Annotated in this window: 10 protein-coding genes; 8 read left to right on the forward strand and 2 right to left on the reverse strand. The window is 60.2% G+C overall.

The window, feature by feature from the left end:
- The first annotated feature begins 150 nt into the window (after positions 1-150).
- The 6 genes from QD461_RS10050 (at position 151) to QD461_RS10075 (ending at position 7,036) form a co-directional block, all read left to right on the forward strand.
- Entirely contained in the window at positions 151-1,182 is a 1,032-nt protein-coding gene (locus tag QD461_RS10050) for a helix-turn-helix domain-containing protein (RefSeq protein WP_414087605.1), read from the forward strand.
- An 89-nt stretch (positions 1,183-1,271) separates the two neighbouring features.
- Entirely contained in the window at positions 1,272-2,402 is a 1,131-nt protein-coding gene (locus tag QD461_RS10055) for an efflux RND transporter periplasmic adaptor subunit (protein WP_414087606.1), read from the forward strand.
- Positions 2,399-3,106: an ABC transporter ATP-binding protein gene (locus tag QD461_RS10060; protein ID WP_414087607.1), complete on the forward strand. Its 708-nt coding sequence runs from the start codon at positions 2,399-2,401 to the stop codon at positions 3,104-3,106. The genes QD461_RS10055 and QD461_RS10060 overlap by 4 nt, the downstream gene beginning before the upstream one ends.
- The gene (locus QD461_RS10065) at positions 3,106-4,248 is read left to right on the forward strand and encodes an ABC transporter permease (RefSeq protein WP_414087608.1); all 1,143 of its coding nucleotides are present in this window, start codon (positions 3,106-3,108) and stop codon (positions 4,246-4,248) included. The genes QD461_RS10060 and QD461_RS10065 overlap by 1 nt, the downstream gene beginning before the upstream one ends.
- A gap of 4 nt (positions 4,249-4,252) precedes the next feature.
- Entirely contained in the window at positions 4,253-5,455 is a 1,203-nt protein-coding gene (locus QD461_RS10070; RefSeq protein ID WP_414087609.1) for an ABC transporter permease, read from the forward strand.
- A gap of 111 nt (positions 5,456-5,566) precedes the next feature.
- Positions 5,567-7,036 carry a hypothetical protein gene (locus QD461_RS10075; RefSeq protein WP_414087610.1) on the forward strand — a complete coding sequence of 490 codons (1,470 nt, stop codon included), beginning with the start codon at positions 5,567-5,569 and terminating at the stop codon, positions 7,034-7,036.
- Here the strand turns inward: QD461_RS10075 and QD461_RS10080 are convergent.
- On the reverse strand, positions 6,989-8,131 hold the full coding sequence (locus QD461_RS10080) for a glycosyltransferase family 4 protein (RefSeq protein WP_414087611.1): 1,143 nt from the start codon (positions 8,129-8,131) through the stop codon (positions 6,989-6,991). The two genes, QD461_RS10075 and QD461_RS10080, sit on opposite strands and share 48 nt — an antisense overlap.
- Positions 8,128-9,540 (reverse strand): lipopolysaccharide biosynthesis protein, encoded by a 1,413-nt coding sequence (locus QD461_RS10085; RefSeq protein WP_414087612.1) that lies wholly within the window; start codon positions 9,538-9,540, stop codon positions 8,128-8,130. Before QD461_RS10085 ends, QD461_RS10080 begins: the two co-directional genes overlap by 4 nt.
- 238 nt (positions 9,541-9,778) lie before the next feature.
- Here QD461_RS10085 and QD461_RS10090 point away from each other — a divergent pair, with 238 nt between their 5' ends.
- Both QD461_RS10090 and QD461_RS10095 read left to right on the forward strand, forming a co-directional pair.
- Entirely contained in the window at positions 9,779-11,944 is a 2,166-nt protein-coding gene (locus QD461_RS10090) for a GumC family protein (RefSeq protein ID WP_414087613.1), read from the forward strand.
- Between the two features lie 2 nt (positions 11,945-11,946).
- On the forward strand, positions 11,947-13,080 hold the full coding sequence (locus QD461_RS10095; RefSeq protein WP_414087614.1) for a glycoside hydrolase family 5 protein: 1,134 nt from the start codon (positions 11,947-11,949) through the stop codon (positions 13,078-13,080).

Consider the following 13,080-nt stretch of genomic DNA (forward strand, 5'->3'; position numbering starts at 1 on the left):
GGAAATGCGGTTGCGTGATCCCGATTTTCATTGGAATGGTTTCGGCAGGGGATATTGTTGACCTCGAACATGATTCAGGTCGCGGAGGGCGTTGATGACAGCCATGGCTCAGGTCGATTGTCCCGTTTTGCCCGCTTGATGTAGATCCTCATGCTTTTCATCCCGCTTCCCTTTGTCGTCGCCATACTGCTCCTCATCCTTTTTGCCGTCGTGGCGAAGGGAAGCGACCAGACTTCCTTGAGGGAGGTCCCGCGCAACCTGCCGTTTCTGGCACTTATATTGATCAGTGCCTTTCAGAGTTTCCTGGGTGGTCTGCGTTGGGGATATGGCATTGACGCCGTCATATACGTGATGCCGATCACTGCTGCGCTCATCCCGCCGCTGGCGTATCTGGGGGTGCGCAGACTGACGCGCAAAAGCGCCGAGATACCTCTGTGGCGAATGGGATTGCATGTGCTTCCGGCAGTCGCGGTCGTTCTTCTGATGGCGACGTCGCGTTATGCCATCGATGTTGTGCTTCCCCTGATCTTCATCGGCTATGCCATCGCGATCCTCCTGCTGATGCGCGCGGGAACGGATGCGCTGAGGATGACATCCTTCGAAAGCACGTCACCGGTTTTTCGCGCTCTCGTTTTCGCGGCCTTCACCTTGCTCCTGTCGGCCCTGCTCGACATTTTCGTCGCTCTCGATTTCGCCTGGACGCAGGGAAGGCACGCCATTGCCCTGATCACCTTTGGCAATCTGGCTGCATTGGTCATCCTATCCATTGCAGGTGCCGTCGCCAGCCGCGGGCGCAGCTTTCCGGACGTTGCCGAGCCGGCGCCGCAATTCGATACGACCGGCGACAAGGACACCTTAGCGGCGATAGAGTCCCTACTGGAGGCAAAACGCGTCTACCGAGATCCAGACCTCAATCTGGATCGTCTCGCTCGCAAGGCCGGTGTCCCGGCCCGGCAGATTTCGGCGGCAATCAACCGCGCGACTGCCAAGAACGTCTCGCAATATGTCAACGAGTTTCGGGTGGCAGAGGCATGCAGCCTGCTCGAGGGAACGAAGAAGCCGGTGACGGATATTATATTCGACGTGGGCTTCCAGACGAAATCCAACTTCAACCGCGAGTTCCGTCGCGTCACCGATATGACCCCGGTGCAATGGCGTGAGCGGAAGCAGAACAGCGCCTGATACAGCGTGGAAGGTGCTGTATCGCGATCGAGTACGCCCAAAAACGCGTTTGAGGTCGAGTTGGCAGCTTGATCGGCCATGTTGCCGACATGAACACGATCACCGAACACGACCGCAAACTTGCCGAAACGCTCAAGTCGCTTTCTGTCGCGCCAGCTGCTGGTACCGCTTCATTCGAACCGCCGCGAAAAGTTGTGCGGCGGTTCGCTCTCGTCTCGACTGCATTTGCTTTGATCGCAGTTCCTCTCGCTGGTCTTTCCCTATGGCCGAACTTGGTAAGCAGCGTTGGGGGTATGGTGGTCCAATCGCAAGGGCCGGACACTCTCCCCCAGGAGGCGCAGGCCAAAAGCACGCCGACAATCGCGGCGGGCCGCGCCGGCGCACAGTCTGGACAGCCGGTTGCCGCAGCAAATGCCCGTGAAATCACCGGGTCCGGCTACGTCGTCGCGCCACGCTCGACCGCGGTCTTTTCGAAATATGAAGGCAGGGTAATCGGCATTCCGGTCGAAGCGGGGGATCGTGTCGAAGCCGGGCAGGTCCTAGTTACGCTCGATGATGCGAGCGCCCGCTTTGCGCTCGAGCAGGCAGGCGCAGCAAAAGTTTCCGCCGATCTCGCTCTCTCAGCCAGGGTCATCGAACTCACGCAGGCGGACACCTCGCTGCGGCGTATTGAGTTGCTTGCATCGCGTGAGGCAGCGTCCAAGAAGGATCTTGAGGCGGCCCGAACGACCTGGAAAAGCGCGTCGAACGCGGTGGAACAGGCCCGTCAGGACATCAATCGGGCCGACATTGCCATCCGGATAGCCCGGGAACAGCTGGATGAACTGACGGTGCGAGCGCCGTTTGCCGGCACCGTTGCAAAACTTGGCGCGCATGTTGGTGATACCGTGCTGGCACGCGTCGACAGCGTTCGGGAAAATCAGAGCCTCCTCACCCTCATCGACACAGGCAGCATGGTGATCGATGCCGATGTGGCAGAGACGAATATTGCCGCCGTTCATCCCGGCATGCGCGGGGAGGCCGTGCTCGACGGATTCCCGGAAAGCCCCTTCGCTATCGACATCAGCAGGATCGCGCCTGTCGCCTCGGCCGAAAAGGGCACGATCACACTTCGCTTCTCACTGGTCGCGCCGCCGGCGGGAATTCGTCCGAACATGGCAGCGCGCATCCGCATCGCTGCATCTAACTCCCAGCAATCATCCGGAGACACCAGCCAATGACCGAAAGTGCCAGGCAAGAACCATATATCGCTCTGAGCTCCGTGCATAAAGCGTACCGCATCGGCGGTGAAGAGCTCCCCATCTTCAGCGGTCTCGATTTGACCATTCCGAAGGGTGACTTCGTCGCGATCATGGGGCCATCCGGATCCGGCAAATCGACGCTTCTCAACATGCTGGCGGGTATCGACCGCCCCGACAGCGGCGAATTGCGCATCGGCAGCGCCCGGCTCGATCAGATGGGAGAGGCGGCGCGCTCCTCCTGGCGCGCGCATAACATGGGCATTGTTTTCCAGTTCTATAATTTGTTGCCCATGCTCAACGCGGCCGAGAATGTCGAATTGCCGCTTCTGCTCAAACCGATTTCCGCCAGGGAACGGCGTGCCCGGGTCGAGAAGGTTCTGGATCTTGTTGGGCTCGGGGGGCGAGGCAAGCAATATCCGGCCTCGATGTCCGGCGGTCAGCAACAGCGTGTCGGCATTGCGCGGGCCATCATCGCCGATCCGGATCTGCTGCTTTGCGACGAACCGACCGGAGACCTCGACAGGAAGTCCGCCGATGAGGTGCTCGACATGCTCGGCTTCCTCAATCGTGAGATGGGCAAGACCATCGTCATGGTTACGCACGATCCGCAAGCCGCCCTTCGTGCCCGCCACGAGTTGCATCTCGATAAGGGGCATTTCGTTGAAGAGAGGAGGGTCGCCTGATGCGCTTCTTGGGTCTTGCCAGAAAGAATGCGTGGCGCAAGCCGCTGCGTACGGTGCTGCTGATCTTCTGTATTTCCGTGGCTTTCCTGATTTACGGCTTGACGGCGAGTTTCACGAACGGCTCGCAGGGATCGGCCGGCGCCAGTGAAAATATTCTCGGCGTCATGAATGCCGCGGGACGCAACCAGTCGCTGCCGATGGCTTACATGTGGCGCATCGCCTCAGTGCCCGCCGTGTCGTCCGTCGCCTATGTGGCGCGCTTGCGCGGCTTTGTCGGCACGGAAAAGAATGTCATTGCCGTCAGCGCCGTCGAGCCGCAGCTGCTTGCCGAAGTCAACGGCAAGCAGCTTGCTGTGACGCCAGATCTGGTCAAGGCACTCTCCGTCAGCCGCGACCGGGTGCTTGTCGGCAGGGCGTTGATGGAGGCTCAGGGCTGGACGGTTGGCCAGCGCCTCACCCTGACCTCGTTCCAAACCGCAGCGAAAGATGGCACTCGCGACTGGCGTTTCGAAATTGCCGGCGTTTTCGACGGCGAGACGGAAAGCGCCGATACCTATTTCATCATTGCCCGCTACGACTACATCAACGCCCTTCGCGAGCGGAACGCCGACACCGTGGACGTTTTCATCGTACGGCCGCGGGCGGACATCTCCTCAAGTGAGTTGGCCGTCCGGATCGATGCCCTTTTCGCCAACTCCGCAGTGCCGACGCGCACGCAGTCGGAGAAGCAATTTCTTGAGGCTTTCCTGCGCCAGTATGCTGACATCGGTCTGATCATAAACCTCGTCGTCGGTGCGGCTTTCGCGACCTTGTTGATGATCGTCATCAACACCATGGTTTTCGCTGTCCGCGAGCGCAGGTTTGAAATCGGTGTGCTGAAGACGCTTGGCTTCTCGCGTCGGCGGATTCTGGGGCTCGTTCTCAGCGAGACGATGCTGATCTTCGTCATCGGGGGCTTTGTCGGGCTTTTTCTGGCGAAGCTTGCCTCTATTGCGGCCGGGCCGGTTCTCGGCTTGGTCTTTACGGCTGCAGTGCTTGCAAAGGCGGTCTGCCTCATTGTGCTCCTTGGAGTCGCAACAGGATTGCTGCCGGCGATCAATGCCATGCGCGCGCCCGTCACCAAAGCACTCAGAGCGAGGTAGTCCCATGCAGTCCAGTATCAAGCAAATACTCGTAATGACGCGGGCCAGCATTTTCAGTCTGCCACGTCGTCTGGCCATTTCGATTTCCATGGCTTTGTCCATTGCGCTTGTCGTCGGCATTCTCGTCGGCTTTCTGTCCATGGCTGCCGGCTTCGAGGCGGCCTTGAGAAACGCCGGCTCGCCCAACATCGCCGTTATTCTTGGCGGTGGGACCAATCAGGAAATGGGCTCCGATATTCCCGCAGACGCCATCCGGACGTTGGAGGCGATGCAAGGTGACGTCGGGGCTGTGCGCGATGAGGCGGGCAATCTGGATTATTCCCGTGAAATCGTCGTTCCTGTCGAAGTTCGGCAAGAGGGCGCCGAGTTTTCCAAGATGCTGGCTTTGCGTGCCATGGATTCGACGGGGCCATCGTTGCGAGGCGGCGTTACCCTTTCAGCCGGTCGATTCCCCCGCGTCGGATCGCGTGAAATCATCGTCGGGGATCGCATCGCAACGGAGTTCAGCTCCCTCGCGCTCGGACAGCAGATAAGACTAGGTCCGGTCGCATGGACGGTGGTCGGCCGCTTTTCCGCACGCGGGAGTGCATTCGAATCCGAAATATGGGCCGATCTCGATGCGGCTCGTTCTGCATTCGATCGGTTGGGCGAAGTTCAGAGCATAAGGCTGAAGCTTGTCGAACCTGGCTCGATCAGGCAGCTCCAGAAAGCACTCGGCGGCATCACGGCGACACCCCTGGTGGCAGTATCTGAAGCCGATCTCTACTCCGCTCAGTCCTCCGCCACGGCCGGGCTCATTCGCATGTTCGGTTGGCCGATCGCCTTGCTGATGGCGCTTGGCGCGACAGCAGGAGCGCTCAACACGATGATGAGCTCGGTCTCGGACAGAACCGTCGAGATTGCCACGGTGCGAGCTCTCGGGTTCACCAGGCTTTCCGCCTTCGTCGCGACCTGGGCTGAAGCAGTCCTGCTTTCAGCAATCGGGGCTGCGATCGGCGTTGCCGTTTCGTGGCTCCTCTTCAACGGCTGGCAAGCGAGCACGATCGGCGCAAACAATGCCAGCCTTGCATTTCAACTGACCGTCGACGACCGGGTGATTGTCATTGCCAGTCTGTTGGGCCTGGTCATCGGTGTCGTCGGTGGCGCACTGCCTGCTCTATCCGCCGCACGTCTCCCCCTCACGGCTGCGCTGCGCTCTCGCGGGTAATCCGGTCATCCCGATGCAACCCTGGAGTAACTCGAAAGTAAGTTTTCTTGGCCAAGCTATCCCCATCTCGCCTGTGGGGACCGCAGGAGGCAGCCGCGGACGGGAAGCGCCATGCCATCGATCGATATCATCGTTCCAAAAGCTGCTCCTCGCATGTGGCAGAAGATCATTGTCCAGCGGCTTCAAGCTGCCGCATACGATATCTCAGTTTCGCATGGCGCCGAAGCGGCCGGCTGGCCCGCGACGGTCAATGCCGCCTTGAGGCTAGAGCGTCGCATCTTCCGTAGGCGTGATCCCGGGCTCGGCTCTCGGGTGCCCGAGATTCCCGTCAGCTTTCGCAATGATGCGGCTGACTTGAGGCTGGATCTTGCCGGCAACGCCCCATCTTCGGAAATCCCCACCATCACGCTTCGGTTCGATGGTTCTCCGTTTGACATCGCCGTGCCAACGGCGGTCGCTTCCGGTGCCTTGCCTGCCATCGAGGCCGTGCTTGATGGCAGGTCCGTCATGGGAAGGGCCCTGCCAATGGTCGACAGGCGCGAGTCTACGGCGCTCAGCGTGGAGGACGTTCTTGCCCGTGCCATCACCCTTGCTGTTTCGGTTGTTCGGGCTCTTGTCGAGCATCGGCTACCCATGGGTGGTCCTCGACCGGATTCGGCTTCGAATGTAACCGAGACTGATAGGGGTTTTGCCTCTGCCTATCTGGCCCGCGCCCTGCCTCGCCTCGGCGCAGAGACCATGCGTCGGCTGCGTTTCCGACACGCGCATTGGCGCGTCGGCTATCGGTTTGTCGATGGGCCTGGGGTGGCGGCGACATGCGCGCTTGGAAACGGCTGGTCTGTCCTGCCGGATGCAGGTGATCACTTCTACGCGGATCCCTTTGCCTTCCGATGGCACGACCGATATTTTCTGTTCGTTGAGGATTATCCGCATGCAACGCGAAAGGCCGTTATTTCGGTCGTGGCCTTTGATTCCGACGGGAAACCTCAGGAGCCGCGTTGCGTATTGGAGGAGCCGTATCACCTCTCCTATCCGCAGGTTTTCGAGCACGATGGCGCGATCTGGATGCTCCCCGAGGCCAGTGCGAGCGAGAAGCTGACACTCTACCGCTCCGTTGATTTTCCCGACCGCTGGTTGCCGGAAGCCGTGCTCATCCATGGCGAGATTTCCGACGCGACATTGCTGGAGCACGGCGGGCGGCTTTGGCTCTTTGCCACCAGCCGCGACGGTTATGGCAGCACCTCCGATACGCTGGTGGTCTTCCATGCTGAAAGGCTTGCTGGCCCGTGGAAGCCGCATCCTCTGAACCCCGTCCTCATCGATCGTCGCATGGCGCGGCCGGGTGGTGCGTTCATCCGGGATGAAAGCAACCGCATCTTCCTGCCGGTGCAGGATGGCACGCTTGGTTATGGCGGCGGGCTCGGTCTTTCCGAATTGCTTGAATTGGACGAGCAGACCATTCGATTGACTGCACCTCGGCCAATCGATGCGCTTGGCGACTGGCCCTATCCGAAAATCCACACCCTCAATCGTTCAAGCCGACTGGAAGTGATCGATGGGATTGCGGCCGTGCGAAAATGACTGAGGCGAGAGCAGCGCTTCATAGCCTGCGCACATTCTCGCCGGCGAGTATTGCTCCTTCAGTCGCTGCCCGGCGGCGGCAAGGCTGGCCGCAAGCTCCGGCTTTGCGATGATCTCGGCAAGCCCTTTCACCATGCCATCGGTGCCGGCTTCGACGAACAGCGCCGCCGGCTCGCCATCCTCCGTTGTCAGCACTTCCTGCATGACCGGCAGATTGCTTGTGACGACAGGCAATCCGGAGATGGCTGCCTCCACAGCGGCAAGACCGAAGGTTTCGGTGGTAGAAGCAAAGGCATACGCGTCGCCGGCCGCGAGAAACTCGAAAATGCGGCTGGGCGGAACCTCGCCGACGAGGTGCAGCCTGTCCTTTGCGCCATGGCTCTCCGCCAGGGCGACGATGGCATCCCATTCCGGTCCCGTTCCCGCGATTGCGAGATGAATGCCGGGCAGTCGCGCCAGCGCCCCCACAAGGGCGATCTGGTTCTTCGAAGGCGCCATTCGCCCGGATGAAACGGCGAGCCAGACATCTTGGGGGAGGCCGAGGGCAGCACGGGCAGCCGTCTTCTCCATCCGGTGCGATGGTGCGGGAACACCGTGGTCAATCCGCGAAGTCCGCCGCCGATATGCTTCGGGGAACGTCGCAAATTGTGTCTCGGTCCAGCGCGAGTTGACGACATTCGCATGATAGAGGCCTAGGGTGCCCATCAGTTTGTCGATCTTAGTGAGGATGCCGCGCACCCCTCTGGTTTGCGGTGCTCCGCTCTGGTTCGCGATGATCATGCTTGTTCCGGCGAGACGCGCGCCGATAGTGCCGAAGACATTGCCGTAGTGCTGGAAGGTGATAACTGCGTTCGGGCGCTCAGCCCGCAGATAGCGGGCGAGGCCGATAGCCGCTCTCATTTGGCCAGGCAAGCCGCGCGGCGGTTCGGTGAGGATGAAGTCCGCATGAGGGTCGCGGTCATAGACATCCGTCTTCCGATACATGAACACCGTGCGGATCTGGTGGCCGCGGGCGCGCAAGCCCTCGCCCACCATGTCGGAGATCCGCTGTGCACCCCCTGCCTCCGCCTGGGTCTGTACCTGGACGATCTTCATGTGCGGCCCTTCAAGAAGGAGCGAGCGGCAAGCGCGTCTTCACCGGCGAAGAAGCCGAGGATTGATGGGTTGATCCCGATGCTGCGCCGGGCGATGAAGACGGCGGTGACGCACCAGACGATGATGGTGCCGGCTATGCTCAAGGCGGCGCCGATCGGTCCGAGCAGATAGGTCAGAACCGCCGTCGCGCATAGCCCAAGCACGTTGACCACCACGAGCAGCTTGAAGAGCTGATGTTGCAGGCCAGTCAGTTGCATGAGGATTTCGGTCGGACCGCAGGCCGTTCCCACGGTTGCGCCAATACCGAAGATGATGAGCGTCAGCTGCATGGTCGGTGTAGCGTAGGCCGGATTAAAGACCGACAGGATCAGGTTTCCGAAGAGGACGAAGACGACCAGCACGGAGAGTGCGATGATGAAGCCGGCGAGGGCGGCAAGGCTCGTGATGCGCTGGACATGCGGCCGGTCACCATTGTGGAACGCGCCTGATATTTGCGGGGCAAGCGCTTGATTGATGCCGTTTAAGGCCAGCACCACGAGGCGCATGGTCCGGTCGGCGACGAAAATCGCACCGGCTGCTTCCGGGCCGAGAATTGCCGCCACCAGCAGCGTGCTTGCCTGGCTCAGAGCCGGAGGCAGTGCGGTGACGCCCCAGAGGCCGAGTGTAACGGTCTTGAACTCCCGCTTCTGCTCCTGGCTCAATGGGCCGCGTTTCATGCGGATCGTATCGCGAAACAGGACGATGGTCTGAGGTGCGATCGAAAGAAGCAGCAGACCGGCCGTCAGGTATGTTGCCGCAACCGCGCTCATTTTGACTTGCATGAAATGGGCCAGCACGAAGACCGGAATGGAGATCGCCCGCCATATGACATCGCGCGGAAGCAGGGCGAAGATGAGGGCGTTTTTGGCGCGCAAGGCACAGGCGACGAATTCCGACCAGCCAAGGGCAAAGGCGAGGATGCTGGCCGCTATGCAGATCGATCGCCATTCCGGCATATCAGCGCTGGCCAAAGGCAGAAACGCGATCGCCACGATGACGAGGCTGAAGCCAACGAGCCCTGCCAGGGCGACAAGGATGGAACGCGCCATCATGCCGTTTGCGGAGTGCAGGTCGCCGCTTCCCGCATATTGCGGCCAGAACCGCAAGACTGCGCTGTGTTGACCGATCAGCGAGAAGAAGGAGGTAAGGCTCGCTCCGGCATAGGCGGCGCTGTAGAGGCCGAATTGCCGCCCGTCCGTCGTCATGGCAACAGCCACGAACATCAGGAACGACAAACCCGCGCTCACGAGCTTAATGATGCTGGCGACGGCACCGCTCTTTGCGAGCGCGCCCATCGACAAGCGCAGGTTGTCCGCGGGAGAGGAATCTCCGGCCGGTAAAGCCTCGCCGCTGCTCGTCTTGTCGCCCAATGTGGTGATCCTGCGCCGATCGGCCTCAGCCTTAAGGCCTGAAAGTCCAAGAATAGAATGTATCTCTAATATCGTAAGTTCTTATGGTCGTGCCACAGCGAACTCGGAACATGGTTACTTGCGAAGACCGGTCCCGATCACACGCTGTGGTGTAAACTCAACGGATGATTAATATTATTCACTAATACTGCATTTAGTGATGTGCGATGCGCCGAAAGCCGCCGCCGAGAGGGACTAGATGAAGCCGTTTAGCATTGACGAGCGCACGCTTCCACCGCTGTTCGATGTCGGCGCCGTATGGACAATCCTCTGGCAACGCAAGATGACTGTGTTGGCGAGCACATGCCTGGTAGTACTGCTGACCGTCGCATATCTTGCCGTCGCCAAGCCGAGCTATACGGCAACAGCCTCGATCATGATCGACCCACGCGATTCCCATGCCACCAACTTAAACAGCGTGCTGCCTGGAATAGGCAACGACAGTGCGGCGATCGCAAGCCAGGTCTTCGTCATCGAATCCCGCGATCTGCTGATGAAGGTCTTCGAAAGCGAGAGGATTGAAAGCGATCCGGAATTTTCGGGTGGTGGCCTTCTGTCACTTATCGGGCTGGGAGGCAAGGCTCCCACAAAGGATGAGATCTTCAAGCGATTTCAGCGCAATGTTACTGTCGAGCGGGCAGGGCTGACTTACGTTATCGATATCAACTTCGTATCCAGATACTCTGACAAGGCGGCCCGGATCGCCAATGCCATCGTCAGCCGCTACAAGTCCGGCCTTTCGGGCGAGCGCGAAACAGCCAACAACGACGTGAACTCGATCCTTTCGGATAAGATCGGCGGCCTCCAGAAAAACGTCAGCGATTCCGAACATGAAGTTGCCGAATTTAAGGTCACACACAAGATTCTTGATGCTTCCGCCGGAGGCACGCTGCAATCGCAGATCGACAAGCTTACTGATCAGTTGATCGCCGCACGCAGCGACGCCGATCAAGCCAAAGACAAGTATAGTCAGGCGGTTGCCGCCGGCACATCGCCAGCCGGGCTTGCCAAGCTATCGGAAATCCTTTCCTCCGAAGCAACCGTGAAGCTGCGCGAAAACTACAATCAGCGCGCCTCGGATCTTGCCAATTATGAAGCCATGTACCAGCCGCGCCATCCGATGATCAAAAGGCTTCGGTCCGAGCTCGACAGGATGCAGGGGCTGATGGCCGTTGAGGCGCAACGTATCACGCAGGAACTGAAGGCAAAATCCGATCTGGCTGCGCAGACTGTCGTCACGCTTCAGGCGAAGCTCGATGCGCTGCGTCAGCAGTTGGAAGGCTCCGATGTCGCGCAGGTCCGGCTACGGCGCCTGGAAGCAAGAGCACAGGCGGCACGAACCGTTCTGGACGATTTCCTGAAGCGCGCCGAGGAAACCTCACAGATGCAGGGCCTGCAGTTGCAGGAAGCGCGCGTGATAAGCTCTGCGGCGCCGCCGGTGCAGCCGACCTGGCCAAAACCCCTGCTGCTATTGCCAGTCAGCGCCTTGCTTGGTCTCATCATCGGATGCGGTCTCGCCCTGTTGCGCGGGCCGAAAGATAGGCTCGAGAAAGATCCAACTCCCCCGCTGCGCAGCAGGCTTCAGGAGGTGGAGCCGCAGAAAGAGAGCATACAGGAGAAGGGTCGTTCCGAATCGGCACCCATCAGCTTCGGGGAATACCATTTGCCGAGGGTAACCGGTGTTGGAGCATATTCGAGTATCCGCGCGATGCGGCGGCGCTTCTTCCAGGCCGGGAACGAAGCTTTCTCACGAGACGTGCTGCAACTGATGCGGCGCATCATTCATCACCTGACGGAACATCCGAAGCCTTATGTCCTGCTGATGTCCTCGCTTCATACCCCTCTTTCGGCAAGGCTCGCCGGCGCCATGGTGGGCATTGGTCTTCAGCAGGCCGAACAGAATGTACTTGTGGTCGAATTCGGCAATCAGCCGGGACTGGAAGCTCCGGCGCGAAGTGGCAACGGCGTCTTCGTCAGCGGTGCGAGCGGCCTTCATACCGTCGTCTATAACGTTGCCGCCGAGAAGAGTTCGATATCGCGGCAGCATCTGACGATCGACGACATATTGGCCGGCGCCGGGGCTTACGACTTCGTCGTTCTGATGGCTCCTTCTCTGGTTGGGGTTGATTGGGAACCGGCCCTTTTTGCCGAGGCGGATCTTATGCTTTTCGCACTTAGCCCCACGGAGGATATGTCCGAGGTCGACAACATGCTTCGCCGGCGCCTCGATACGGATCAGATCGGGCGAAGCGCGACGCTTGTGATTGCACGGGAACCGGCGGCGGCCGCAGAAAGCCAGATGGTGCAATCCATCCGGCCGACTGGCGATGGGGAACGGGGCGACAGGATCGCCGCGAGGCGGTGAACATGGCCTCCAGCCGCACATCAGTACCTATTTCGCGCAGACAGGCTCTTGCGCTTGCCGGCGGCTCGGTTGCTGCGGCTCTCTCCATTCCTAAATTGGCCGCGGCACAGGCAACGAACCGGCGAACGGTACCATCACGCGGGTTCAATTTGCCTGGTTGGGTCGACAGGAGTGACGGTATCGCGCCGAGTGAGGTGGTGCTTGAAAAGCTCCACGGTCTGGGCTTCGAGACGGTACGGCTACCTGTCAACGGCGACCTCATAGCGAAGGGAGACGCAAAGGCACTTCGTCTTATTCGGGAAGGCGTGGCTGATCTCGTCCGGCACGGCTTCGCCGTCATCGTGGACATGCATCCTTCGGAAAGCCTCCATGCCGCATTACGCCTTGATTTTGATGCCGGAGCGGAACGAGTGTCACAGGCATGGACCGCTCTTCGCTCCGTCATTGCTGATCTGCCGGCAGCTTCGGTCTATCCCGAGCTTTTGAACGAGCCGCCGCTGGAGAGCCAGGCATGGCTCGGCTTGCGCGATCACCTTGCGGAGATCGTCAGATCCAGATGCCCGCACCATACGCTCGTCTGGGGGCCTTCGCCTTCGCAAGGCATCTGGGAGATCGGCCAGACACCACCGCTTGCGGACGATAACCAAATCGCCGCCATTCATTTCTACGCACCGACGGCCTTCACCCACCAATGCGAAACCTGGGACGCCTCTCCGCTTGCGCGGGTTTCCAATCTGCCGTTTCCGGCGACGAAGGAAACGGCCGATGTCCAGGAGCGTATCAAGGCCCTTCGGACGGCGGGCGATGAACAGGCGGCAGCCCTCATCGAGGAGCAACTGTCGACACCTTGGACGGAAGCCGCAATATCAGCCGAATTTGCAGGGCTCAAACGTTGGTCCGAGGCCCACGAATGCCCGGTGATCATGAACGAGTTCGGCGTGCTGAACTTCTGTGTCGGTGCTGAAAGCCGTGTTGCATGGGTCCGGGCGGTGCGGCGTGCGGCGGAGGCCCATCAGGTCGGCTGGGTCCATTGGGAGCTGGATCACGGATTCGGCTTCATTCAAAACAGGCGGAGCGCCGATGGTTTCGACCCGCTGATGACGGCGGCGCTTCTCGGCAGCGATGGCGGAGGCTGA

Source organism: Rhizobium sp. BR 314, from assembly GCF_047445805.1.
Lineage (GTDB): Bacteria > Pseudomonadota > Alphaproteobacteria > Rhizobiales > Rhizobiaceae > Rhizobium > Rhizobium lusitanum_B.

What these genes read in the sequence shown, in the direction of transcription:
- QD461_RS10080 (WP_414087611.1), bottom strand. Translation starts at nt 8,131, where the DNA reads ATGAAGATCGTCCAGGTACAGACCCAGGCGGAGGCAGGGGGTGCACAG.
- QD461_RS10095 (WP_414087614.1), top strand. Translation starts at nt 11,947, where the DNA reads ATGGCCTCCAGCCGCACATCAGTACCTATTTCGCGCAGACAGGCTCTT.
- QD461_RS10055 (WP_414087606.1), top strand. Translation starts at nt 1,272, where the DNA reads ATGAACACGATCACCGAACACGACCGCAAACTTGCCGAAACGCTCAAG.
- QD461_RS10075 (WP_414087610.1), top strand. Translation starts at nt 5,567, where the DNA reads ATGCCATCGATCGATATCATCGTTCCAAAAGCTGCTCCTCGCATGTGG.
- QD461_RS10070 (WP_414087609.1), top strand. Translation starts at nt 4,253, where the DNA reads ATGCAGTCCAGTATCAAGCAAATACTCGTAATGACGCGGGCCAGCATT.
- QD461_RS10090 (WP_414087613.1), top strand. Translation starts at nt 9,779, where the DNA reads ATGAAGCCGTTTAGCATTGACGAGCGCACGCTTCCACCGCTGTTCGAT.
- QD461_RS10050 (WP_414087605.1), top strand. Translation starts at nt 151, where the DNA reads ATGCTTTTCATCCCGCTTCCCTTTGTCGTCGCCATACTGCTCCTCATC.
- QD461_RS10065 (WP_414087608.1), top strand. Translation starts at nt 3,106, where the DNA reads ATGCGCTTCTTGGGTCTTGCCAGAAAGAATGCGTGGCGCAAGCCGCTG.
- QD461_RS10060 (WP_414087607.1), top strand. Translation starts at nt 2,399, where the DNA reads ATGACCGAAAGTGCCAGGCAAGAACCATATATCGCTCTGAGCTCCGTG.